Origin of the sequence: Ancylobacter crimeensis, from assembly GCF_023016805.1 — a bacterium.
Classification (GTDB): Bacteria; Pseudomonadota; Alphaproteobacteria; order Rhizobiales; family Xanthobacteraceae; genus Ancylobacter; species Ancylobacter crimeensis.
Genome location: NZ_JALKCH010000017.1, coordinates 21,930 through 40,984 on the forward strand (window position 1 = coordinate 21,930; position 19,055 = coordinate 40,984).

Annotated in this window: 31 protein-coding genes; all 31 read right to left on the reverse strand. The window is 65.2% G+C overall.

The window, feature by feature from the left end; genetic code table 11:
* Window positions 1–340 precede the first annotated feature (340 nt).
* Window positions 341–1,528, reverse strand: coding sequence for an RluA family pseudouridine synthase (locus MWN34_RS19035; RefSeq protein ID WP_247030901.1), 1,188 nt, complete (start codon window positions 1,526–1,528; stop codon window positions 341–343).
* 175 nt (window positions 1,529–1,703) lie between these two features.
* Window positions 1,704–3,023 carry a replication-associated recombination protein A gene (locus tag MWN34_RS19040; RefSeq protein ID WP_247030902.1) on the reverse strand — a complete coding sequence of 440 codons (1,320 nt, stop codon included), beginning with the start codon at window positions 3,021–3,023 and terminating at the stop codon, window positions 1,704–1,706.
* Between the two features lie 3 nt (window positions 3,024–3,026).
* Window positions 3,027–4,460 (reverse strand): DegQ family serine endoprotease, encoded by a 1,434-nt coding sequence (locus tag MWN34_RS19045; protein WP_247030903.1) that lies wholly within the window; start codon window positions 4,458–4,460, stop codon window positions 3,027–3,029.
* A 114-nt stretch (window positions 4,461–4,574) separates the two neighbouring features.
* On the reverse strand, window positions 4,575–5,003 hold the full coding sequence (rplQ, locus tag MWN34_RS19050; protein WP_247030904.1) for a 50S ribosomal protein L17: 429 nt from the start codon (window positions 5,001–5,003) through the stop codon (window positions 4,575–4,577).
* Between the two features lie 72 nt (window positions 5,004–5,075).
* Window positions 5,076–6,116 (reverse strand): DNA-directed RNA polymerase subunit alpha, encoded by a 1,041-nt coding sequence (locus tag MWN34_RS19055; protein ID WP_247030927.1) that lies wholly within the window; start codon window positions 6,114–6,116, stop codon window positions 5,076–5,078.
* 102 nt (window positions 6,117–6,218) lie between these two features.
* The gene (gene rpsK / locus MWN34_RS19060; protein WP_029355735.1) at window positions 6,219–6,608 is read right to left on the reverse strand and encodes a 30S ribosomal protein S11; all 390 of its coding nucleotides are present in this window, start codon (window positions 6,606–6,608) and stop codon (window positions 6,219–6,221) included.
* A 125-nt stretch (window positions 6,609–6,733) separates the two neighbouring features.
* Window positions 6,734–7,102, reverse strand: a complete 369-nt coding sequence (gene rpsM, locus MWN34_RS19065) for a 30S ribosomal protein S13 (protein WP_247030905.1) — start codon at window positions 7,100–7,102, stop codon at window positions 6,734–6,736.
* Between the two features lie 193 nt (window positions 7,103–7,295).
* Complete coding sequence (locus MWN34_RS19070; protein ID WP_247030906.1) at window positions 7,296–7,880, reverse strand: adenylate kinase; 585 nt, start codon at window positions 7,878–7,880, stop codon at window positions 7,296–7,298.
* Window positions 7,877–9,208 (reverse strand): preprotein translocase subunit SecY, encoded by a 1,332-nt coding sequence (gene secY / locus MWN34_RS19075; RefSeq protein ID WP_247030907.1) that lies wholly within the window; start codon window positions 9,206–9,208, stop codon window positions 7,877–7,879. The genes MWN34_RS19070 and secY overlap by 4 nt, the downstream gene beginning before the upstream one ends.
* A gap of 164 nt (window positions 9,209–9,372) precedes the next feature.
* Window positions 9,373–9,861 (reverse strand): 50S ribosomal protein L15, encoded by a 489-nt coding sequence (gene rplO / locus MWN34_RS19080; protein ID WP_247030908.1) that lies wholly within the window; start codon window positions 9,859–9,861, stop codon window positions 9,373–9,375.
* Window positions 9,862–9,883: 22 nt separating this feature from the next.
* The gene (gene rpmD, locus MWN34_RS19085; protein WP_247030909.1) at window positions 9,884–10,069 is read right to left on the reverse strand and encodes a 50S ribosomal protein L30; all 186 of its coding nucleotides are present in this window, start codon (window positions 10,067–10,069) and stop codon (window positions 9,884–9,886) included.
* Window positions 10,070–10,082: 13 nt separating this feature from the next.
* Window positions 10,083–10,634 carry a 30S ribosomal protein S5 gene (rpsE, locus tag MWN34_RS19090; RefSeq protein WP_247030910.1) on the reverse strand — a complete coding sequence of 184 codons (552 nt, stop codon included), beginning with the start codon at window positions 10,632–10,634 and terminating at the stop codon, window positions 10,083–10,085.
* Window positions 10,635–10,673: 39 nt separating this feature from the next.
* Window positions 10,674–11,036: a 50S ribosomal protein L18 gene (gene rplR, locus MWN34_RS19095; protein ID WP_247030911.1), complete on the reverse strand. Its 363-nt coding sequence runs from the start codon at window positions 11,034–11,036 to the stop codon at window positions 10,674–10,676.
* 12 nt (window positions 11,037–11,048) lie between these two features.
* On the reverse strand, window positions 11,049–11,582 hold the full coding sequence (gene rplF / locus MWN34_RS19100) for a 50S ribosomal protein L6 (protein ID WP_247030912.1): 534 nt from the start codon (window positions 11,580–11,582) through the stop codon (window positions 11,049–11,051).
* 20 nt (window positions 11,583–11,602) lie between these two features.
* Window positions 11,603–12,001, reverse strand: a complete 399-nt coding sequence (gene rpsH, locus MWN34_RS19105; RefSeq protein ID WP_247030913.1) for a 30S ribosomal protein S8 — start codon at window positions 11,999–12,001, stop codon at window positions 11,603–11,605.
* Between the two features lie 13 nt (window positions 12,002–12,014).
* The gene (rpsN, locus tag MWN34_RS19110) at window positions 12,015–12,320 is read right to left on the reverse strand and encodes a 30S ribosomal protein S14 (RefSeq protein ID WP_247030914.1); all 306 of its coding nucleotides are present in this window, start codon (window positions 12,318–12,320) and stop codon (window positions 12,015–12,017) included.
* Window positions 12,321–12,378: 58 nt separating this feature from the next.
* Window positions 12,379–12,936 (reverse strand): 50S ribosomal protein L5, encoded by a 558-nt coding sequence (gene rplE / locus MWN34_RS19115; protein ID WP_247030915.1) that lies wholly within the window; start codon window positions 12,934–12,936, stop codon window positions 12,379–12,381.
* Window positions 12,929–13,246 (reverse strand): 50S ribosomal protein L24, encoded by a 318-nt coding sequence (gene rplX / locus MWN34_RS19120; RefSeq protein WP_247030916.1) that lies wholly within the window; start codon window positions 13,244–13,246, stop codon window positions 12,929–12,931. The genes rplE and rplX overlap by 8 nt, the downstream gene beginning before the upstream one ends.
* A complete protein-coding gene (gene rplN, locus MWN34_RS19125; protein ID WP_163073307.1) occupies window positions 13,246–13,614 on the reverse strand; it encodes a 50S ribosomal protein L14 in 369 nt (122 codons plus the stop codon). Before rplN ends, rplX begins: the two co-directional genes overlap by 1 nt.
* Window positions 13,615–13,713: 99 nt before the next feature.
* Entirely contained in the window at window positions 13,714–13,962 is a 249-nt protein-coding gene (rpsQ, locus tag MWN34_RS19130) for a 30S ribosomal protein S17 (RefSeq protein ID WP_247030917.1), read from the reverse strand.
* Between the two features lie 10 nt (window positions 13,963–13,972).
* Entirely contained in the window at window positions 13,973–14,182 is a 210-nt protein-coding gene (gene rpmC / locus MWN34_RS19135; RefSeq protein ID WP_247030918.1) for a 50S ribosomal protein L29, read from the reverse strand.
* Window positions 14,183–14,192: 10 nt separating this feature from the next.
* On the reverse strand, window positions 14,193–14,606 hold the full coding sequence (gene rplP, locus MWN34_RS19140; RefSeq protein WP_247030919.1) for a 50S ribosomal protein L16: 414 nt from the start codon (window positions 14,604–14,606) through the stop codon (window positions 14,193–14,195).
* Window positions 14,607–14,636: 30 nt separating this feature from the next.
* Window positions 14,637–15,344 (reverse strand): 30S ribosomal protein S3, encoded by a 708-nt coding sequence (gene rpsC / locus MWN34_RS19145; protein ID WP_247030920.1) that lies wholly within the window; start codon window positions 15,342–15,344, stop codon window positions 14,637–14,639.
* Window positions 15,344–15,724, reverse strand: coding sequence for a 50S ribosomal protein L22 (gene rplV, locus MWN34_RS19150; RefSeq protein WP_247030921.1), 381 nt, complete (start codon window positions 15,722–15,724; stop codon window positions 15,344–15,346). Before rplV ends, rpsC begins: the two co-directional genes overlap by 1 nt.
* 11 nt (window positions 15,725–15,735) lie before the next feature.
* Entirely contained in the window at window positions 15,736–16,014 is a 279-nt protein-coding gene (gene rpsS / locus MWN34_RS19155) for a 30S ribosomal protein S19 (protein WP_247030922.1), read from the reverse strand.
* Between the two features lie 17 nt (window positions 16,015–16,031).
* The gene (gene rplB, locus MWN34_RS19160; RefSeq protein WP_247030923.1) at window positions 16,032–16,865 is read right to left on the reverse strand and encodes a 50S ribosomal protein L2; all 834 of its coding nucleotides are present in this window, start codon (window positions 16,863–16,865) and stop codon (window positions 16,032–16,034) included.
* A gap of 25 nt (window positions 16,866–16,890) precedes the next feature.
* Window positions 16,891–17,187, reverse strand: a complete 297-nt coding sequence (locus MWN34_RS19165; protein WP_247030924.1) for a 50S ribosomal protein L23 — start codon at window positions 17,185–17,187, stop codon at window positions 16,891–16,893.
* The gene (rplD, locus tag MWN34_RS19170) at window positions 17,184–17,804 is read right to left on the reverse strand and encodes a 50S ribosomal protein L4 (RefSeq protein ID WP_247030925.1); all 621 of its coding nucleotides are present in this window, start codon (window positions 17,802–17,804) and stop codon (window positions 17,184–17,186) included. Before rplD ends, MWN34_RS19165 begins: the two co-directional genes overlap by 4 nt.
* Window positions 17,804–18,532 (reverse strand): 50S ribosomal protein L3, encoded by a 729-nt coding sequence (rplC, locus tag MWN34_RS19175; protein WP_247030926.1) that lies wholly within the window; start codon window positions 18,530–18,532, stop codon window positions 17,804–17,806. Before rplC ends, rplD begins: the two co-directional genes overlap by 1 nt.
* A gap of 25 nt (window positions 18,533–18,557) precedes the next feature.
* Window positions 18,558–18,866: a 30S ribosomal protein S10 gene (gene rpsJ, locus MWN34_RS19180; RefSeq protein WP_170010341.1), complete on the reverse strand. Its 309-nt coding sequence runs from the start codon at window positions 18,864–18,866 to the stop codon at window positions 18,558–18,560.
* Window positions 18,867–18,981: 115 nt separating this feature from the next.
* On the reverse strand, window positions 18,982–19,055 hold a 74-nt coding region (locus MWN34_RS19185; protein WP_139285976.1), incomplete at its 5' end, for an EF-Tu C-terminal domain-related protein.

Here is a 19,055-nt window from a genome sequence, read left to right on the forward strand (position 1 = left end):
CGCCATGCAGATAGCGCCAAGCGGCGCCCTGCACGAACCCGTTGATGCGTCGCACAAACTGACCTCGATACTAAACAAGAATTAGGCCAAGTTTACCTTGCGCCTCGGTCCAAGACCGAAGGGCCACGCCCCTGCAGACCATACGGCAGCCTCACATGCGATCGGGTGCCCCCACCCTGCCCCAACGGCTGACTGCGCAACCTATCATGTCGTGAGCAAATGCCCCTAGCATATTGCAGACCAACGATCGGAGGTTCCCGACCTGTTGCCGCTGCGCATCATATTGCGCAGCGATGTGACGAAGCTGTGATCACAGAGCGATCAGACTCCGTTTCAGGCCTCAACTCTCCTCGGGAGCCTGCTCGATCGGGTCATATTGCGACGCGTCGAAGCCAAGAACCGCCCAGCTTTGCTGCATATGCGGAGGCAGCGGTGCCGAAACATCGATCAGCCGCTCCGCGCGTGGATGGGGAATGACGAGACGGCGAGCGAGAAGGTGCAGCCGATTCTGCAGACCGCCGGGCAACGGCCAGTTCTCGATGTCGAAATATTTGGGATCGCCGACAATCGGGTGACCGATATGGGCGGCATGCGCGCGCAGCTGATGGGTGCGACCGGTCACCGGCTTGAGCGACAGCCAGGCGAGCTTCTGCGCAGCCTGGTCGACGACGGCGTAATAGGACACCGCGTGGCTGGCTTCGTCCTCGCCGTGGCGGGCGACGCGCATGCGCTCGGCGGCCTCGTCCTTGGCGAGATAGGTGGAAATGCGCCCCTGCCGCGGCTTCGGCACGCCCGGGACCAGCGCCCAGTAGACCTTGCGCGCGGCACGCGAGCGAAAGGTCTTGGCGAGGTTCGCAGCCGCCAGCCGCGAACGCGCGATCAGCAGGATGCCGGAGGTGTCCTTGTCGATGCGGTGCACGAGCCGCGGCTTCTGGCCGTCCTCGGCCCGCAGCGATTCGAGCATGCCGTCGACATGGCGATAGGTGCCCGAGCCGCCCTGCACCGCAAGGCCGAACGGCTTGTTCAGGACGAGCACGTCGCGGTCCTCATAAAGCGTCATGGCGCGCAGCGCGGCGGCGTCCTTGTCGTCGTCCACGGCGCGCCGAACCGCGGGAGCCGCGACGCCGGAGGCGCGGCGCACCGCGGCCTCGCCATGGGCCGCGACCTTCGCCGCGTGCACCGCCTCGTCCGCGCCGGCGCTCCTGCCGCGCGCGGGGACGGCTTTGGGGGTGCTCGCCTCGACGATGCTGGCCGTGTCCTCTGCCTCGACACCTTCCGCATCGGCCGCCCCTGCCTCGACCTGCGCCGCCGTCTCGTCGAAGGTCTCCGCCAGCGGAGGAACGCGCACGCCCTGCCCGGCTGCCAGCCGCGTGCTGGTCTTCACCCGCGCGCCCTCGACCCGCACCTGACCGGTGCGCACCAGCTTCTGCAGGCGGCCGAAGGCCATGAACGGAAAGCGCGCCATGAACCAGCGGTCCAGCCGCATGCCGTCTTCGTCCTCCCGGACGATCAAAGTCTGGACAGCCATGTTTCCTCTCAGCCGAACCGATGCACGATGGGCGCGCCCAACCGACCGCGCCATGAAATGATGATGAGCGGCACCGCAGCCGCGTCCTCGCATGCGAAGGACATCAGCTACTCCATCCTGCCGGGAGGGCAAGGCCGAAAAACAGGAGCGAGAGGGTCGCGTGAGGCGCAGGAGGCTATTCGCGCTGGCGCTCGGCCTTGATGCGCCCCCAATAATCCAGCCGCTTCTTCACCTCGCGCTCGAAGCCGCGCTCGTTCGGCTCGTAGAAGGATGCCCGGCCATCCCCCGCCAGCTCATCGGGGAAGAATTCCTGCCCGGCATAGGCGTCGGGAAAGTCATGATCATAGCGATAGCCGGCGTGATAGCCCAGATCCTTCATCAGCCGGGTCGGCGCGTTGAGGATGTGCTTGGGCGGCGCCAGCGAGCCAGTCTGCTTGGCGAGCGCCAGCGCGGCGTTGAAGGCCGAATAGGCGGCGTTGGATTTCGGCGCCGTCGCGACATAGGCGATGGCCTGCGCGAGAAAAAGCCGTCCCTCCGGCCAGCCGACTCGGTCGAACGCGGTCCATGCCGCAACGACCTGCGGCATCGCCTGCGGGTCCGCCATGCCGACATCCTCGGACGCCGCGCAGCACAGGCGGCGAAAGATCGTGCCGGGATCCTCCCCGCCGCTGATCATCCGCGCCGCCCAGTACATCGCCGCATTCACATCCGAGCCGCGCAGGCTCTTATGGAAGCAGGAGAGCAGGTTGTAATGCTCGTCCTGTCCCTTGTCATAGATCGGGGCACGCTTCTGCACCGTCTCGGCCAGCTCGGCGACGGTGAGGTCGTGATCAATGGGCAGCGCCAGCAGGTCTCCGACCAGCCCGAGCAGATAGCGCCCGTCGCCATCCGCCATGCCCGCGAGCGCGGCGCGCGCTTCCGCGTCCAGCGGCAGCCGCTTGCCCTCCAGCGCCTCGGCGCGCTTCAACAGCCGCTCGATCGCCTCCGGATCCAGCGACTTGAACACCAGCACCCGCGCCCGCGACAGCAGCGCCGCATTCAGCTCGAAGGACGGATTCTCGGTTGTCGCGCCGATCAGGGTGACGGTGCCATCCTCCATCACCGGCAGGAAGCTGTCCTGCTGGGCGCGGTTGAAGCGGTGGATTTCGTCGACGAAGAGCAGCGTGCCCTTGCCTGTGCTGCGTCGGGCACGCGCCGCCTCGAACACCTTCTTGAGGTCGGCAACGCCGCTGAAGATGGCCGAGACCTGCTCGAAATGCAGGTCGGTCTGGTCGGCCAGCAGCCGCGCCACCGTCGTCTTGCCGGTGCCGGGCGGGCCCCAGAAGATCAGCGAGCTCAGCACGCGGCTCTCCAGCACGCGAGTCAGCATGCCCTGCGGGCCGGTGAGGTGCTCCTGCCCCACCACCTCGTCGAGCTTCTGCGGCCGCAGGCGATCGGCGAGCGGACGCGGCGCTTCCTTATCGAGCCCGGCGCTGGAAAAAAGATCGGCGGCCATGGGTCAGCCCGGCAGCAGCGCGGTGACGACGCGGCCGCCCCGCTGCAAGGTGACGCGCCAGGCACGCTGGGGTGTGCGCATCAGATTCTGCAGGTCGGCGGTCTTCGCGATGGGGATTCCGTTGATCTCCACGATCACGTCGCCCGGCTTGAAGCTGGTACGCTGGGCGGGGGAATCCTCGGCGACCGCGGTGATGACGACACCCTTGGTGGCATCGACCGTGCGCATCTCGTCGATCACCGCCGGAGACAGGTTCACCACGGTGGCGCCGGCCAGCGGGGAGCGGCCCTCCAGCGTGATCTCCTCGCGCGGCACGCTCTCGGGGGCGGCCTGCAGCGCCACCGCGAGCTTCATCTCCTTGCCCTGCCGCACGATCCCGAGCTCGACCTGACCGCCGAGCGGCCGCGTGGCGAAGCGAAAGCCGAAGGCGTCGGGATCGTCCACCTCCTGGCCAGCGACCGCGACGATGAGGTCGCCGCTGCGCAGCCCCGCCTTCTCCGCCGGACTGTCCGGCACGACGTTCTGCACCAAAGCGCCGGTGGGGCGCGCGAGGTCGAGCCCGTCGGCGATATCGGCCGTCACCGCCTGCAGGTCGGCGCCGAGCCAGGGCCGGCGCACCACCTTGCTGCCATTGAGCGCGGATTGCAGCACAACGCGCACCATGTCCGCGGGGATGGCGAAGCCGATCCCCTGCGACCCGCCGGAGCGCGAGAAGATCGCCGTATTGATGCCCACCACGCGGCCGGCGCCATCCACCAGCGCGCCGCCGGAATTGCCGGGATTGATCGCCGCGTCGGTCTGGATGAAGAAGCCGTAATCGGTGATGCCGCGCTGGGTACGGGCCAGCGCCGAGACGATGCCTTGCGTCACGGTCTGCCCGACGCCGAACGGATTGCCGATGGCGAGCACGATGTCGCCGACCTCCAGGTCGTCCGACGAGCCGAGCACGGCCGACGGGAAACTGCCCTTTGCATTCTCCAGCCGCAGGATGGCGATGTCGGTACGCGGATCGCGCAGCACGACCTTCGCGTCGTATTCCCGTTTGTCGGCGAGCGCGATGCGGATTTCATCAGCACCGTCGATGACGTGGTTGTTGGTCACCACCACGCCGGTGGGATCCACCAGCACGCCGGAGCCCAGCGAACGCTGGATCCGTTCGCTCGGCCCCTCCGCGTCCGGAACGTCCGGCCCCCCGCGATCGCCGAAGAAGCGGCGAAAGAACGGGTCGTCCAGCATGGGATTGCTGCGTGGCTCCACCTTCAGCGCGTAGACATTCACGATGGCCGGCGCCACGCGCGAGACGACCGGCGCGAAGGTGAGGCCGATCTCGGCGCGCGAGCGCGGAACCTGCGGCAGCCCCGCCGGCTGCTGTGCGGCCGCGGGCAGGCTCGATAGGGCGATGAGAAGGGCGGGAAGGTAACGGAGCGCGTGCTTCATGGCGGCAGATATAGAGCGCCCAGCGTGGTGGAGGAAGGGGGCGGGCGAGCGCCCGAAAAAGCAAAAGGGCGACCCGAGGGCCGCCCTTTCGATATCCGGTTCCGTGCGGGCCGGTCAGGCCGCAGCGGCTTCCTCGGCCTTCGCCGCCTCGTGGCGGGCGAGGTCCGCGGCGCCCTTGGCGCTCTCGTCGCGGTCGACCAGCTCGATCACCGCGATCGCGGCCGCATCGCCGTGGCGGAAGCCCGCCTTGATGATGCGGGTATAGCCGCCATTGCGCTCCTTGTAGCGCGGGCCGACGACGTCGAAGAGCTTGCGCACGACGGCGACGTCGCGGATCTCGGCGATCGCCTGACGGCGGGCATGGAGGCCGCCGCGCTTGCCGAGGGTGATGAGCTTCTCGACCACCGGACGAAGGTCCTTCGCCTTCGGCAAGGTGGTGATGATCTGCTCATGGGTGATGAGCGCCTGCGCCATATTGGCGAACATGGCCTTGCGGTGTTCGGCAGTCCGGTTGAACCGGCGATGGGCCTTACCGTGGTTCATGGCTTAATCCTCAGATGCGACGGCTTTCGAGCCGGACGTTGTGTTCTGCGGCTCGAATGCCGCGCGTGATGCTCAGTAGTGATCTTCGAAGCGCTTGGCGAGATCTTCGATGTTCTCCGGCGGCCAGCCCGGCACTTCCATGCCGAGGTGCAGACCCATGCTGGCCAGAACTTCCTTGATCTCGTTCAGCGACTTGCGGCCGAAGTTCGGGGTACGGAGCATTTCCGCCTCGGTCTTCTGGATCAGGTCGCCGATATAGACGATGTTGTCGTTCTTCAGGCAGTTGGCCGAACGGACCGAAAGCTCGAGTTCGTCCACCTTCTTGAGGAGCGCCGGGTTGAAGGGCAGCTCCTGCATCGCCGGGCTTTCGACCTCGCGCTTCGGCTCCTCGAAGTTCACGAAGATTTCGAGCTGGTCCTGCAGGATTCGCGCGGCATAAGCCAGCGCATCTTCAGGACCAACCGAGCCGTTGGTCTCGATGGTCAGGGTCAGCTTGTCATAGTCGAGAATCTGGCCCTCGCGGGTGTTCTCGACCTTGTAGGAGACCTTCTTCACCGGCGAATAGAGGCTGTCGACCGGGATGAGGCCGATCGGCGCGTCTTCCGGGCGGTTGCGGTCGGCCGCGACATAGCCCTTGCCGGTATCCACGGTGAACTCCATGCGGATCTCCGCACCGTCGTCCAGCGTGCAGAGCACGAGCTCGGGATTGAGCACCTGCACGTCACCCACGGTCTGGATGTCGCCGGCGGTCACGATGCCCGGGCCCTGCTTCTTCACCACCATGCGCTTCGGGCCTTCGCCCTGCATCTTGATGGCGATGTCCTTGATGTTGAGGACGATGTCGGTGACGTCCTCACGCACGCCGGGGATGGACGAGAACTCGTGCAGAACCCCGTCGATGTGCACCGACGTCACCGCCGCGCCCTGCAGGGACGACAGCAGGATACGGCGCAGTGCATTGCCCAGCGTCTGGCCGAAGCCGCGCTCCAGCGGCTCGGCGACAACCGTGGCAAGCCGCTTCGGGTCGCTGCCGGCAGCAACCTCCAGCTTTTCCGGCTTGATCAGCTCTTGCCAGTTCTTCTGAATCACGACGTCACCCTTGCTTTCGACGATCGCCCGGCAACGTCACCGAAACGACCGCTTCCCGCCCCGCGGGAGGGGATTGCCAAACGCAGCGACTCCCGCGAGGCCGAAGGCACCCGCGGGAGGGACCGATCACACGCGACGGCGCTTGCGCGGCCGGCAGCCATTGTGCGGGATGGGGGTGACGTCGCGGATCGAGGTCACCGTGAAGCCTGCCGCCTGGAAGGCGCGCAGGGCCGACTCACGACCCGAACCGGGACCCGACACCTCGACTTCCAGGGTGCGCATGCCGTGATCGGCCGCCTTGCGGGCGCAATCCTCGGCAGCCACCTGGGCCGCATAGGGGGTCGACTTCCGCGAGCCCTTGAAGCCCATGGCACCGGCCGACGACCAGGCAATCGTGTTGCCCTGCGCGTCGGTGATGGTGATCATCGTGTTGTTGAACGAGGCGTTCACATGGGCGACGCCGGAGGCGATGTTCTTGCGCTCACGGCGCTTAACGCGGGCTGCTTCTTTGGCCATAGTTCCTTGATCCTTCGAACGCGCCCGTAATGCCAGGCGCTCGGGACGAGATGATCGGATGAATACGGCCGGCGCTTCGTGGCAACCGGCCTTCGGATGATGCGGCGGGCCTCAGGCCCGGCGCCTCACTTCTTCTTGCCGGCGATCGGCTTCGCCGGACCCTTGCGGGTGCGGGCGTTGGTGTGCGTGCGCTGGCCGCGGACCGGCAGGCCACGACGGTGACGCAGGCCGCGATAGCAGCCGAGGTCCATCAGGCGCTTGATGTTGATCGCGACTTCGCGGCGCAGATCACCCTCGACCAGATAGTCGCGGTCGATCGTCTCGCGGATCTGCAGCACTTCCTGGTCGGTCAGCTGGTTGACGCGGCGCTCGGCCGGGATGCCGACCTTCTCCACGATCTCTTCCGCCTTCTTGGCGCCGATGCCGTGGATGTACTGGAGCGCGATGACGACGCGCTTGTTGGTCGGGATATTGACGCCTGCAATACGAGCCATTTCGGCTTCTCCATATGGCCGCGACCTGCGTCGCGGCGTGAGATGAACCCGCGTCCGGTGGAGGCCGGCCCTTGCGGGGAACGCACGAAGGGGCGTCGCGACATCTGCAACAGAGGTCGTAACGCCCGATCTGTTGATAGTGAAGCGGCGCACTTAGCTGCGATTCCGCTTCATGTCAAGGGGCAGCGGTCGTTCAGACCGTCTCCAACACGCCGGCGATGGCCTTGGTGACCTCGTCGACGGGCGCCATGCCGTCCAGCGTTACCAGCCGGCCCGTCTGCGCATAGAACGGCGAGACCACGGCGGTATCGCGGTTATAGGCTTCCAGCCGGGTCTTGAAGACCTCGGGGTCGTCGTCCTTGCGGACGGGTTCGCCCCGGGAACGGGCATCGGCCGCGCGGCCCATGATCCGGTCCAGCAGGCGGGTCTGATCGACCCTCAGCTCGATGACGGCATCGAGCTTCAGGCCTTTCTCCGCGAGAATCCGATCCAGCGCCTCGGCCTGCGCAACAGTGCGCGGAAAGCCGTCGAGGATGAATCCGTTCTGGCAATCCGCCGCGTCGATTCGGTCGGAGATGATCCCGATCACGATCTCGTCCGAGACGAGCTGGCCCGCATCCATCACCGCCTTGGCCCGAAGGCCGACCGGCGTCTGGTTCCGCACCGCCTCGCGCAGCATGTCACCGGTGGAGAGCTGCACGATGCCGTGCCGCTCCACGAGGCGCTGTGCCTGAGTGCCCTTCCCGGCCCCGGGCGGTCCCAGCAGAATCAGCCTCATCGACGCTTCCCCCTCAGCCTCGCCTTCTTCACCAGACCTTCATACTGGTGCGCCAGCAGATGGCCCTGAACCTGCGCCACCGTGTCCATCGTCACGCTGACGACGATGAGCAGTGATGTGCCGCCGAAATAAAACGGCACGGCGGCATAGGAGATCAGGATCTCCGGGAACAGGCACACGATGGCAAGGTAAGCGGCACCGATGACCGTGATGCGAGTCAGCACATAGTCGATGTACTCGGCTGTGCGCTCGCCCGGGCGGATGCCCGGAATGAAGCCGCCATGCTTCTTCAGATTGTCGGCCGTCTCGGTCGGATTGAACACGATCGCCGTATAGAAGAAGCTGAAGAACACGATCAGCAGCACGTAGAGCAGCATGAAAAGCGGCCGCCCGTGGCCGACCAGCGAGGTCACCGTGGTGAGCCACGCCGGGCCCGTACCCTGCATGAAGCTGGCGACCGTGGTCGGGATCAGCAGCAGCGAGGACGCGAAGATCGGCGGGATGACGCCCGACGAGTTGAGCTTCAGCGGCAGATGCGAGGACTGGCCCTCATACACCTTGTTGCCGACCTGGCGCTTCGGATACTGGATCAGCAGCCGGCGCTGGGCGCGCTCCATGAACACGATGAACATGATCACGGCGAACACCATCAGGATCACCGCCAGGATGATGCCCGTCGAGATCGCGCCCTGACGGCCGAGTTCCAGCGTGTTCACGATAGCTGACGGCAGCTCCGCCACGATGCCGGCGAAGATGATCAGCGAGATGCCGTTGCCGATGCCGCGCGACGTGATCTGCTCGCCAAGCCACATCAGGAACATGGTGCCGCCCGTAAGGGTGATCACCGTCTCGATCCGGAAGAAGATGCCGGGATTGCTCACCACCGTGCCGGTGCCTTCGAGCCCGACGGCGATGCCATAGGCCTGGAAGACCGCGAGCACCACGGTCAAGTAGCGCGTGTACTGGTTGATCTGCTTGCGGCCTGACTCGCCTTCCTTCTTCAGCGCCTCCAGGGTCGGCGAGACCGTGGTGAGGAGCTGAACGATGATGGAGGCGGAGATGTACGGCATGATGTTCAGGGCGAAGATCGCCATGCGCGAGACCGCGCCGCCCGAGAACATGTTGAACAGGCCGATGATGCCCTGCTGCGCCGTCTTGAAGACGTCCTGCAGCGCGTCGGGATTGATCCCGGGCATCGGGATATAGGTGCCGAGCCGATAGACGAGAAGCGCAGCCAGCGTGAACCAGATGCGCTTCTTCAGTTCTTCGGCCTTTGCCAGAGCACCGAAATTGAGGTTTGCCGCGAGCTGTTCTGCTGCCGACGCCATTGTGGCTTCGCTCCTCGCCTGTGCCCTGAAACGCCCGAGCAAGCTCCACCGAGGCTGCTTCAGCCTGGCGGAACTTGCTCAAGTCTGTTTGAAACCGAGGCCCCTCCCCGGCTGGCGGACCGTGACGGTCCAGCCGGGAACGGGCGCTGCGGCCGAGGTAATCCTCAGGCCGCCGATTCGCCAGTGGTCGCCGGGACGAGAACCGTCACCGAACCGCCCACCTTCTCGACCGCCGCGACGACCGACTTGGTGGCATGCGCCACTTCGAGGGTAATCTTGGAGGTCAGCTCGCCGGAGCCGAGAACACGCACGCCATCCTTGGCGCGGCGCAGGGCACCGGCGGCAACGAGGGCTTCCTGGGTCACGGTCTTGGAGGCATCGAGCCGGCCGGCATCGATCGCGGTCTGGATGCGGCCGAGGGTGACCTCGTTCCAGTCGCGAGCGAAGATGTTGTTGAAGCCGCGCTTCGGCAGGCGACGATGCAGCGGCATCTGGCCACCCTCGAAGCCCTTGATCGCGACGCCGGTGCGCGAGGTCTGACCCTTCACGCCACGGCCGCCGGTCTTGCCCTTGCCCGAACCGATGCCGCGGCCGACGCGCATGCGCTTCTTGCGCGCGCCGGCGTTGTCACGAATGTCGTTGAGGCTGGTCATCGCCTGTCTCCCTGTCCTGCCGTCACGCTTCGACGACGCGGACGAGATGGCGAACCTTGGCAATCATGCCGCGGACCGCCGGGGTGTCTTCGAGGGTGGACTTGCGCCCGAGCTTGTTCAGGCCGAGACCGATAAGGGTGGCCCGCTGGTCCTGCGGACGGCGGATCGGCGAACCGACCTGCTCGACCGTGATGGTCTTGTCTGCCATGGGTCAGCTCCTATCAGTCGGTCGCTTCGGCGTCGTCGACACGACGACGGGACTGAAGCTGCGACACCTTCAGGCTGCGGCGCGCCGCGACGAGGCGCGGGCTGTCCTGGTTCTTGAGGGCGTCGAAGGTCGCGCGGACCATGTTGTAGGGGTTGGACGAGCCGAACGACTTCGCCACAACGTCCTGCATGCCGAGCGTCTCGAAGACGGCGCGCATCGGGCCGCCGGCGATGATGCCGGTACCCGCCGGGGCGGCGCGGAGCACCACCTTGCCGGCGCCGTGATGACCGTGCACGTCATGGTGCAGGGTGCGGCCTTCGCGCAGCGGCACGCGAATCAGCGCGCGCTTGGCGGCATCGGTCGCCTTGCGGATCGCCTCCGGCACCTCGCGGGCCTTGCCGTGGCCGAAGCCCACGCGGCCCTTCTGGTCGCCGACGACCACAAGCGCAGCGAAGCCGAAGCGACGGCCACCCTTCACAACCTTGGCGACGCGGTTGATGTGGACCAGCTTGTCCACGAACGTATTGTCGCGATCCTCGCGGTCACGCTCACGTTCACGAGCCATGATCATATCCTCGTCTTTACGCGGTCGACCCGCTCGTGATCAGAAGTTGAGGCCGCTCTCGCGAGCGGCATCGGCGAGCGCCTTGACGCGGCCGTGATAAATGAAGGCGCCGCGATCGAACACGACTTCCTTCACGCCGGCAGCGACGGCACGCTCAGCCACGAGCTTGCCGACGGCCTGAGCCGCCGCGACATCCGCGCCGGTCTTCAGGCTGGAGCGCACGTCCTTCTCGAGCGTCGAGGCAGCGGCGAGAGTGACGCCGCGCTCGTCGTCGATGACCTGCGCGTAGATGTGCTTGGACGAGCGATGCACCGAAAGGCGCGGCCGCCCGTTCGCCGCCGCGCGGAGAGCACGACGGACACGCGCCTTACGGCGCTCGGTAGCGTCCTGATGGTTTGCCATGGTTCGGTTCCGTTACTTCTTCTTGCCTTCCTTGCGGAAGATGAATTCGCCGGCGTACTTCACGCCCTTGCCCTTATAGGGCTCGGGACCGCGGAACTCGCGGATCTCGGCGGCGACCTGGCCAACCTTCTGGCGGTCGATGCCAGAGACGACGATCTCGGTCGGCTTCGGCGTGACGATCTGGATCCCTTCCGGGATCGCATAGATCACGTCGTGGCTGTAACCGAGCGAGAGGTTCAGGTTCTTGCCCTGCACCGCCGCCTTGTAGCCGACGCCGCTGATCTCGAGCTTCTTCTCGAAGCCCTTGGTCACGCCTTCGACAAGGTTCGCCACCAGCGTGCGGGACAGGCCCCACATCGCGTTGTGACGGTTGGTCTCGCCGCGCGGGGCGAACGAGATCACGTTGTTTTCCAGCTTCGCGCCGACTTCCTCGACGAGATTGACCTCCAGCGCGCCCTTCGGGCCCTTGACCTTCACGGTCTGGCCGTCAATGGCGGCTGTAACGCCGGCCGGTACGGTGATGGTGGCTTTGCCGATCTTGGACATGTGCTCTCTCTCCCTCCCGATCAGAAGACCGTGAAGAGGACCTCGCCGCCCACGTTCTTCTCGCGGGCTTCGTGGTCCGCCATCACGCCCTGGGGCGTGGAGACGACAGCGACGCCGAGACCGTTGGCGACGCGGGGAAGGGTCTTGACCGACGAGTAAACGCGGCGGCCCGGCTTGGAGACGCGGGAGATCTCGCGGATCACCGGCTCGCCGTCATAGTACTTCAGTTCGATCTCGAACTCGGTGCGGCCATTGACCGGCTCCGAGGCGGAATAGCCCCGGATGAAGCCTTCGGCAGCGAGCACCTCGAGGACCGAGGCGCGCAGGCGCGAGCCGGGGGTCGAGATCTTTTCCTTGCGACGCATCTGCGCATTGCGGATGCGGGTGATGAGATCGCCGATCGGATCGGTCGTGGACATGACTATCCCTCCCTCACCAGCTCGACTTCACCAGGCCCGGGACGAGGCCCTGGGAACCCAGCTCACGCAGCGCGATACGCGACATCTTCAGCTTGCGATAGAACGCACGCGGACGGCCGGTCACTTCGCAACGGTTGCGAACGCGATCCTTCGCCGAGTTGCGCGGAAGCTCCGCCAGCTTGAGGGTAGCGGCGAAACGCTCCTCAATCGGCACTTCCTTGTTCATCACGAGGGCCTTGAGACGGGCACGCTTACCGGAATAGCTCTTCGCGAGCTGCCGGCGGTGCTCGTTCTTTTCGACCGAGCTCTTCTTCGCCATAGGTTTTGCTCCTAGTCTCCGCGTTTGGGGCTCCCGCCCCACGGCCGGAAGGGGATGCTTACTGACGGAACGGGAAGTTGAAGGCCTTCAGAAGCGCGCGCGCCTCTTCGTCCGTCTTCGCCGTCGTGCAGACGATGATGTCCATGCCCCACATCTGATCAACCTTGTCGTAGTTGATCTCGGGGAACACGATGTGCTCCTTGATGCCGAGGGCATAATTGCCGCGGCCGTCGAAGCTCTTCGGGTTCAGGCCGCGGAAGTCGCGAACACGCGGGAGAGCGATATTCACGAGCCGGTCCACGAACTCGTACATGCGGGTCTTGCGAAGGGTAACCTTCGCGCCGACCGGCTGGTTCTCGCGCAGCTTGAAGTTCGAGATCGCCTTGCGGGCGCGGGTCACGACCGGCTTCTGGCCGGCGATCTGCGCGAGGTCCCCGGCGGCGGTCTGGACCTTCTTGGTATCGGCAGTGGCTTCGCCGACACCCATGTTGATCACGATCTTCTCGATGACCGGCACTTCCATCGGGTTCTTGTACCCGAACTGCTCGATCATCGCCTTGCGCACCACGTCCTCGTAATGCGAACGCAGGCGCGGAATGTAAGTCGCCTCAGCCATCGATCTTCTCCCCCGAGCGCTTGGCGACGCGCACCTTCGTGCCGTCAGCCTGCACCTGGAAACCGACGCGGGTCGGCTTGCCGTCCTTCGGATCGGCGATCGCGATGTTCGACAGGTTGATCGGGGCCTCCTTGGAGATGATCCCGCCTTCCTGGTTCGCGCTCTGCCGCTGGTGGCGCTTCACGATGTTCACGCCACGCACGCGCGCGGTGTTGTCCTTCGGAAGCACTTCGAACACCTCGCCGGTGCGACCCTTGTCGCGGCCAGCGAGAACGACGACCTTGTCGCCCTTCTTAATCTTCGCGGCCATCACAGCACCTCCGGCGCCAGCGAAATGATCTTCATGTGGTTCTTGGCACGCAACTCGCGCGGCACGGGCCCGAAGATACGGGTGCCGACCGGCTCCTTGTTGTTGTTGATCAGCACGGCCGCATTGCGGTCGAAGCGGATCACCGTGCCGTCCACGCGACGGATGTCCTTGGCCGTACGAACGACCACGGCCTTCATCACATCGCCCTTCTTCACGCGGCCGCGCGGAATAGCCTCTTTCACCGACACCACGATGATGTCGCCGACATGGGCGTATTTACGCTTCGACCCGCCAAGCACCTTGATGCACATGACGCGACGCGCGCCGGAATTGTCCGCGACGTCGAGATTGGTCTGCATCTGGATCATGATGCACCTTTTTCTCTTTAACTTGCGCGCAACCGGCGAACCGGCGCACCCTCAACCCCGTTTCCGGGAGCCCAATAAGACCGGAGGCTCCGAAGAGCCTCAGACCTCGACCCGCTTCTCGCCCTGGACCACGATCCAGTGCTTAAGCTTGGACAGAGGACGGCTTTCCTCGATCCACACCGTGTCGCCTTCCTTCCAGGAGTTCGCCTCGTCGTGGGCGTGGTACTTCTTGGAACGGCGAACGGTCTTCTTGAGCAGCGGATGCGTGAAACGACGCTCGACACGAACCACGACGGTCTTGTCCTGCTTGTCGCTCACCACGACGCCCTGCAGCAAACGCTTCGGCATCGTTATCTCCTCACTTCGTCTTGGCCGCGGAAGCGACCTTCTGCGCCTGGACCGTCTTCAGCCGCGCGATGTCGCGACGGACCTGGCGGACACGGGCGGTGTTCTCGAGCTGGCCGGTGGCACGCTGGAAGCGCAGGTTGAACTGCTCCTTCTTCAGCGCCAGAAGCTCGTCCGAGAGCTCGTCGGCCGTCTTCGTCCGAATATCGGAAGCCTTCGTCATGTCTGCCTCCTCACTCGGCGATGCGTTCGACGAAACGGGTCTTGATCGGCAGCTTGGCGGCGGCGAGGGTAAGCGCCTCCTTGGCCAGCTCCTGATTGACACCGTCGATCTCGAACATGATACGACCAGGCTTGACCTTGGCGGCCCAGAATTCGGGAGCGCCCTTGCCCTTGCCCATGCGGACTTCGGTCGGCTTCTTCGACACCGGCACGTCCGGGAACACGCGGATCCACACCCGGCCCGCACGCTTCATGTGACGGGTGAGGGCGCGACGCGCAGCCTCGATCTGACGAGCGGTCACCCGCTCGGGCTCAAGTGCCTTGAGCCCGAACTGGCCGAAATTGAGGTCAGTCCCGCCTTTCGCGGTGCCGTGGATCCGGCCCTTGAACTGCTTGCGGAACTTCGTGCGCTTCGGTTGCAGCATGTCGCGCCTCTTATTCCTTTATGCGTGGACTCACGCCGCGTCGCGGCGCGAGGAACGACCACCCGACGGCTCGCTGTCCGAATGACGCTTGTCCTGCGCCATCGGGTCGTGCTCGAGGATTTCGCCCTTGAAGATCCAGACCTTCACACCGCAGGTGCCGTAGGTCGTGAAGGCGGTCGCAGTACCGTAATCTACGTCCGCGCGCAAGGTGTGAAGTGGCACACGGCCCTCACGATACCACTCGAGACGCGCAATTTCTGCTCCGCCAAGGCGGCCAGCGCAGTTGATGCGGATCCCTTCGGCGCCGAGACGCATCGCGGACTGCACCGCACGCTTCATCGCGCGGCGGAAAGCGACGCGACGCTCGAGCTGCTGCGCAATCGATTCGGCGACCAGGCGGGCGTCGATCTCGGGCTTGCGGATCTCGACGATGTTGATGAACACCTCCGAGTTGGTCATCTCGGCGACGACCTTTCGCAGCTTCTCGATGTCCGCGCCCTTCTTGCCGATCACCACGCCCGGGCGGGCCGAGTAGATGGTGACGCGGCACTTCTTGTGCGGACGCTCGATGACGATCTTCGAGACAGCAGCCTGCTTCAGCAGCTTCTGCAGCTTCTCGCGGATCTTGATGTCTTCGTGCAGCAGCTGGCCGTACTCGCCCTTGCTCGCGAACCAGCGCGAATCCCAGGTGCGATTGATGCCGAGACGCAGCCCGACCGGATTGACCTTCTGACCCATCAGGCCTTCTCCCCGACTTCACGCACCACGATGGTGATGTGCGAGAACGGCTTCTCGATGCGGCTCGCCCGACCACGGGCGCGCGCTGCGAAGCGCTTCATGACGATGCCCTTGCCGACATGGGCCTCGGCGACGACGAGATCGTCGACATCGAGGTCATGATTGTTCTCGGCATTGGCGATGGCCGACTCAAGACACTTCTTCACGTCTCCGGCGATCCGCTTGCGCGAGAACTCCAGATCCGCAAGTGCCGTCGCCACCTTCTTGCCCCGGATGAGGCCGGCGACGAGGTTGAGCTTCTGGGGGCTGATGCGGAGATTCCGCGCAACCGCCTTGGCCTCCGTATCCGCGAGCGTGCGCGGACGAGCTGCCTTACCCATGATTCTTGCCCTTACTTCCGCTTGGCCTTCTTGTCCGCCGCGTGCCCGTAATAGGTACGGGTCGGGGCGAACTCGCCGAACTTGTGGCCGACCATGTCCTCGTTCACCGAGACCGGGACATGCTTGTTGCCGTTATAGACACCGAACGTGATGCCCACGAACTGGGGCAGGATCGTGGAGCGACGGCTCCAGATCTTGACCACGTCGTGACGCCCGGAGCCGCGAGCAGCTTCCGCCTTCTTGAGGAGGTAGCCGTCGACGAACGGACCTTTCCAGATCGAACGAGCCATTCTCTAGCTTCCCTCGCTCACTTCTTGCGTGCGTGCCGGCTGGACACGATGAACTTGCCGGTCTGCTTGTTCTTCCGGGTCTTCTTGCCCTTCGTGGGGAAGCCCCACGGGGTGACCGGATGACGACCGCCCGAGGTACGGCCTTCGCCGCCGCCATGGGGATGGTCGACCGGGTTCATGGTGACGCCGCGGTTATGCGGGCGACGGCCCAGCCAGCGCTTGCGGCCGGCCTTGCCGAGGTTCGTGTTCATGTGGTCGGGGTTCGAGACCGCGCCCACCGTACCGAAGCACTCGCCATGGACCAGACGCTGCTCGCCCGAGTTCAGGCGAACGATGACGTAGCCCTGGTCGCGACCCACGATCTGCGCATAGGAGCCGGCCGAACGGGCGATCTGACCGCCCTTGCCGATCTTCAGCTCCACATTGTGCACGATCGTGCCGACGGGCAGGTTGCCCAGCGGCGCCGCATTGCCCGGCTTCACGTCCACGTTCTTGCCGGCGACAACGGAGTCGCCGACCGCGAGGCGCTGCGGAGCCAGGATATAGGCAAGTTCACCGTCCTCGTACTTCAGGAGGGCGATGAAGGCGGTGCGGTTCGGATCGTACTCGATCCGCTCCACGACGGCGGGGACGTCGCGCTTGGTGCGCTTGAAGTCCACCACGCGATAGGTCTGCTTGTGGCCGCCGCCACGGAACCGCACCGTGATGCGGCCGAGGTTATTGCGGCCGCCGGCCGAGCTCTTGCCCTCGGTGAGGGACTTAACCGGCTTGCCCTTGTACAGGCCGGACCGGTCGACGATCACGAGCTGGCGAAGGCCCGGCGTCACCGGCTTGAAGGTCTTGAGCGCCATGTCTCTGTTCCCTTTAAGCTACGGCTCACAGACCGGACGTGATGTCGATGGTGTGGCCCTCGACGAGGGTCACGACCGCCTTCTTCACGTCGTTCTGCACGCCCTTGCGGCCCTTGAAGACCTTCGTCTTCCCCTTGCGGACCAGCGTGTTGACGCTCTTCACCTTGACGTCGAAGAGCTTCTCGACCGCCTCCTTGATCTGCGGCTTGGTAGCCGTCAGAGCAACCTTGAAGACGACCTTGTTCTGCTCGGACGCATTCGTGGCCTTCTCGGTGATGACCGGAGACACGATCACGTCGTAGTGGCGCGGTTCGAGACTCATTTGAAGCGCGCCTCCAGCGCATCGACAGCCGCCTTGGTCAGCACCAGGGTCTGACGGCGAAGGATGTCGTAGACATTGATGCCCTGGACGGGCAGCACGTCGAAATGGCCGATGTTGCGCGAGGCGAGACCGAAATTGAGGTCGACCTCGGCACCGGAGATGACCAGCGCGTTCGAGATGCCGAGGCCAGCGAGCCGGTCCTTCAACAGCTTGGTCTTCGGCTCGGCCAGCGTCGCATCGTCGAGGACGATGATGCTCTGATCCTTCGCCTTGCTCGACAGCGCATGCTTCAGCGCGAGCGCGCGGACCTTCTTGGGAAGCTCCGAGGCGTGGCTGCGCTGGACCGGGCCGAACGCCTTGGCGCCGCCGCGGAACTGCGGAGCGGAAGCCGCGCCGTGACGCGCGCCGCCGGTGCCCTTCTGCTTGTACATCTTCCGCTTGGTGCGGTTGACGTCCGCGCGCGACAGTGTCTGGTGCGTGCCGGCCTGGCGGCGCGACAGCTGCCACACCACGCAGCGGTGCAGAATATCCTGGCGCGGCTCGAGACCGAAGATCTCGTCCGACAGGGTCACGGAACCGGCGTCGGTCCCTTCAAGAGTCTTGACGGCGAGTTCCATCACACGCCCTCCTCGGCAGTGGCTTCCACCGGAGCCTCGGCGGCAGCCTCGCCCGGAATCCGGAACTTGCCCGGCTTCGGCGCGTCGGCCGGCAGCTTCTTCTTCACGGCATCGGCGACCAGGATCCAGCCGCCCTTGTGGCCCGGCACCGCACCCTCGACCGCGATCAGGCCACGCTCGACATCGGTGAGCACGACCTTGAGATTCTGGGTGGTGACGGTCTCGACGCCCATGTGACCGGGCATCTTCTTGTTCTTGAAGGTCTTGCCGGGGTCCTGACGACCACCGGTAGAACCGATCGAACGGTGGGAGATCGACACGCCGTGGGTGGCACGCAGACCGCCGAAGTTGTGACGCTTCATACCACCGGCGAAGCCCTTACCGGTCGAGGTGCCGGTCACGTCGACGAACTGGCCGACGACGAAGTGATCGACCGTCAGCTCGGCGCCGACCGGGATCAGACCTTCTTCCTCAACGCGGAATTCCGCGAGCTTGCGCTTGGGCTCCACCTTCGCGACCGCGAAGTGGCCCCGCATCGCGCGGGTGGTGTTCTGCGGCTTCGCCGAACCGACGCCGAGCTGAACGGCGACATAGCCGTTCTTGTCCAGCGTACGGTGGGCAACCACCTGGCAATTATCGACTTTCAGCACAGTGACCGGAATGTGCTCACCAGCATCGGTAAAGATGCGGGTCATTCCGACCTTCTGGGCGATGACGCCTGACCGCATGGCCGTGTCCCCTCGCCTTCCCAAATCAGAGCTTGATCTCGACGTCGACGCCGGCGGCGAGGTCGAGCTTCATCAGCGCGTCCACCGTCTGGGGCGTCGGGTCGACGATATCGAGAAGGCGCTTATGCGTGCGCATCTCGAACTGTTCACGAGACTTCTTATCCACGTGAGGCGAGCGGTTGACCGTGAACCTCTCGATCCGCGTCGGCAGCGGAATCGGGCCGCGGACCTGGGCGCCCGTGCGCTTCGCCGTATTGACGATTTCGCGCGTCGAGGCGTCCAGGATGCGATGGTCGAACGCCTTGAGGCGGATCCGGATGTTCTGGCCGTTCATTTTTCTTCAGGCTCCCAGAGGGTGGCCACGTTTGGGCTCGCCAATGGAACTCAATCAAGAGGTCCACGAAAAAGGGGCGCGCCGGCAAGCCGAGCGCCCCTCGGGATGGCTTCGATCACTCGATGATGGAGGCGACGACGCCTGCACCGACGGTGCGGCCGCCTTCGCGGATGGCGAAGCGCAGCTTCT

Excerpts from the sequence above, each read along its gene's own strand:
- rplX (WP_247030916.1), bottom strand. The coding sequence starts at position 13,246 with ATGGCCGCGAAGATTAAGAAGGGCGACAAGGTCGTCGTTCTCGCTGGC.
- rplV (WP_247030921.1), bottom strand. The coding sequence starts at position 15,724 with ATGGGTAAGGCAGCTCGTCCGCGCACGCTCGCGGATACGGAGGCCAAG.
- rplQ (WP_247030904.1), bottom strand. The coding sequence starts at position 5,003 with ATGAACCACGGTAAGGCCCATCGCCGGTTCAACCGGACTGCCGAACAC.
- rpsM (WP_247030905.1), bottom strand. The coding sequence starts at position 7,102 with ATGGCTCGTATTGCAGGCGTCAATATCCCGACCAACAAGCGCGTCGTC.
- rpsK (WP_029355735.1), bottom strand. The coding sequence starts at position 6,608 with ATGGCCAAAGAAGCAGCCCGCGTTAAGCGCCGTGAGCGCAAGAACATC.
- rpsN (WP_247030914.1), bottom strand. The coding sequence starts at position 12,320 with ATGGCGAAGAAGAGCTCGGTCGAAAAGAACGAGCACCGCCGGCAGCTC.
- rplP (WP_247030919.1), bottom strand. The coding sequence starts at position 14,606 with ATGCTGCAACCGAAGCGCACGAAGTTCCGCAAGCAGTTCAAGGGCCGG.
- MWN34_RS19040 (WP_247030902.1), bottom strand. The coding sequence starts at position 3,023 with ATGGCCGCCGATCTTTTTTCCAGCGCCGGGCTCGATAAGGAAGCGCCG.
- rpsJ (WP_170010341.1), bottom strand. The coding sequence starts at position 18,866 with ATGAACGGCCAGAACATCCGGATCCGCCTCAAGGCGTTCGACCATCGC.
- rplE (WP_247030915.1), bottom strand. The coding sequence starts at position 12,936 with ATGGCTGAGGCGACTTACATTCCGCGCCTGCGTTCGCATTACGAGGAC.
- MWN34_RS19070 (WP_247030906.1), bottom strand. The coding sequence starts at position 7,880 with ATGAGGCTGATTCTGCTGGGACCGCCCGGGGCCGGGAAGGGCACTCAG.
- rpsQ (WP_247030917.1), bottom strand. The coding sequence starts at position 13,962 with ATGCCGAAGCGTTTGCTGCAGGGCGTCGTGGTGAGCGACAAGCAGGAC.
- rpsS (WP_247030922.1), bottom strand. The coding sequence starts at position 16,014 with ATGGCTCGTTCGATCTGGAAAGGTCCGTTCGTCGACGGCTACCTCCTC.
- rplC (WP_247030926.1), bottom strand. The coding sequence starts at position 18,532 with ATGCGGTCAGGCGTCATCGCCCAGAAGGTCGGAATGACCCGCATCTTT.
- rpsH (WP_247030913.1), bottom strand. The coding sequence starts at position 12,001 with ATGTCCACGACCGATCCGATCGGCGATCTCATCACCCGCATCCGCAAT.
- rplB (WP_247030923.1), bottom strand. The coding sequence starts at position 16,865 with ATGGCGCTCAAGACCTTCAAGCCGGTGACGCCGGGCCTTCGCCAGCTC.
- MWN34_RS19165 (WP_247030924.1), bottom strand. The coding sequence starts at position 17,187 with ATGAGTCTCGAACCGCGCCACTACGACGTGATCGTGTCTCCGGTCATC.
- rpsE (WP_247030910.1), bottom strand. The coding sequence starts at position 10,634 with ATGGCTCGTGAACGTGAGCGTGACCGCGAGGATCGCGACAATACGTTC.
- rpsC (WP_247030920.1), bottom strand. The coding sequence starts at position 15,344 with ATGGGTCAGAAGGTCAATCCGGTCGGGCTGCGTCTCGGCATCAATCGC.
- MWN34_RS19045 (WP_247030903.1), bottom strand. The coding sequence starts at position 4,460 with ATGAAGCACGCGCTCCGTTACCTTCCCGCCCTTCTCATCGCCCTATCG.
- rpmC (WP_247030918.1), bottom strand. The coding sequence starts at position 14,182 with ATGACGAAGGCTTCCGATATTCGGACGAAGACGGCCGACGAGCTCTCG.
- rplD (WP_247030925.1), bottom strand. The coding sequence starts at position 17,804 with ATGGAACTCGCCGTCAAGACTCTTGAAGGGACCGACGCCGGTTCCGTG.
- rplO (WP_247030908.1), bottom strand. The coding sequence starts at position 9,861 with ATGACCAGCCTCAACGACATTCGTGACAACGCCGGCGCGCGCAAGAAG.
- rpmD (WP_247030909.1), bottom strand. The coding sequence starts at position 10,069 with ATGGCAGACAAGACCATCACGGTCGAGCAGGTCGGTTCGCCGATCCGC.
- secY (WP_247030907.1), bottom strand. The coding sequence starts at position 9,208 with ATGGCGTCGGCAGCAGAACAGCTCGCGGCAAACCTCAATTTCGGTGCT.
- rplN (WP_163073307.1), bottom strand. The coding sequence starts at position 13,614 with ATGATCCAGATGCAGACCAATCTCGACGTCGCGGACAATTCCGGCGCG.
- MWN34_RS19035 (WP_247030901.1), bottom strand. The coding sequence starts at position 1,528 with ATGGCTGTCCAGACTTTGATCGTCCGGGAGGACGAAGACGGCATGCGG.
- rplF (WP_247030912.1), bottom strand. The coding sequence starts at position 11,582 with ATGTCCAAGATCGGCAAAGCCACCATCACCGTACCGGCCGGCGTTACA.
- rplR (WP_247030911.1), bottom strand. The coding sequence starts at position 11,036 with ATGGCAAACCATCAGGACGCTACCGAGCGCCGTAAGGCGCGTGTCCGT.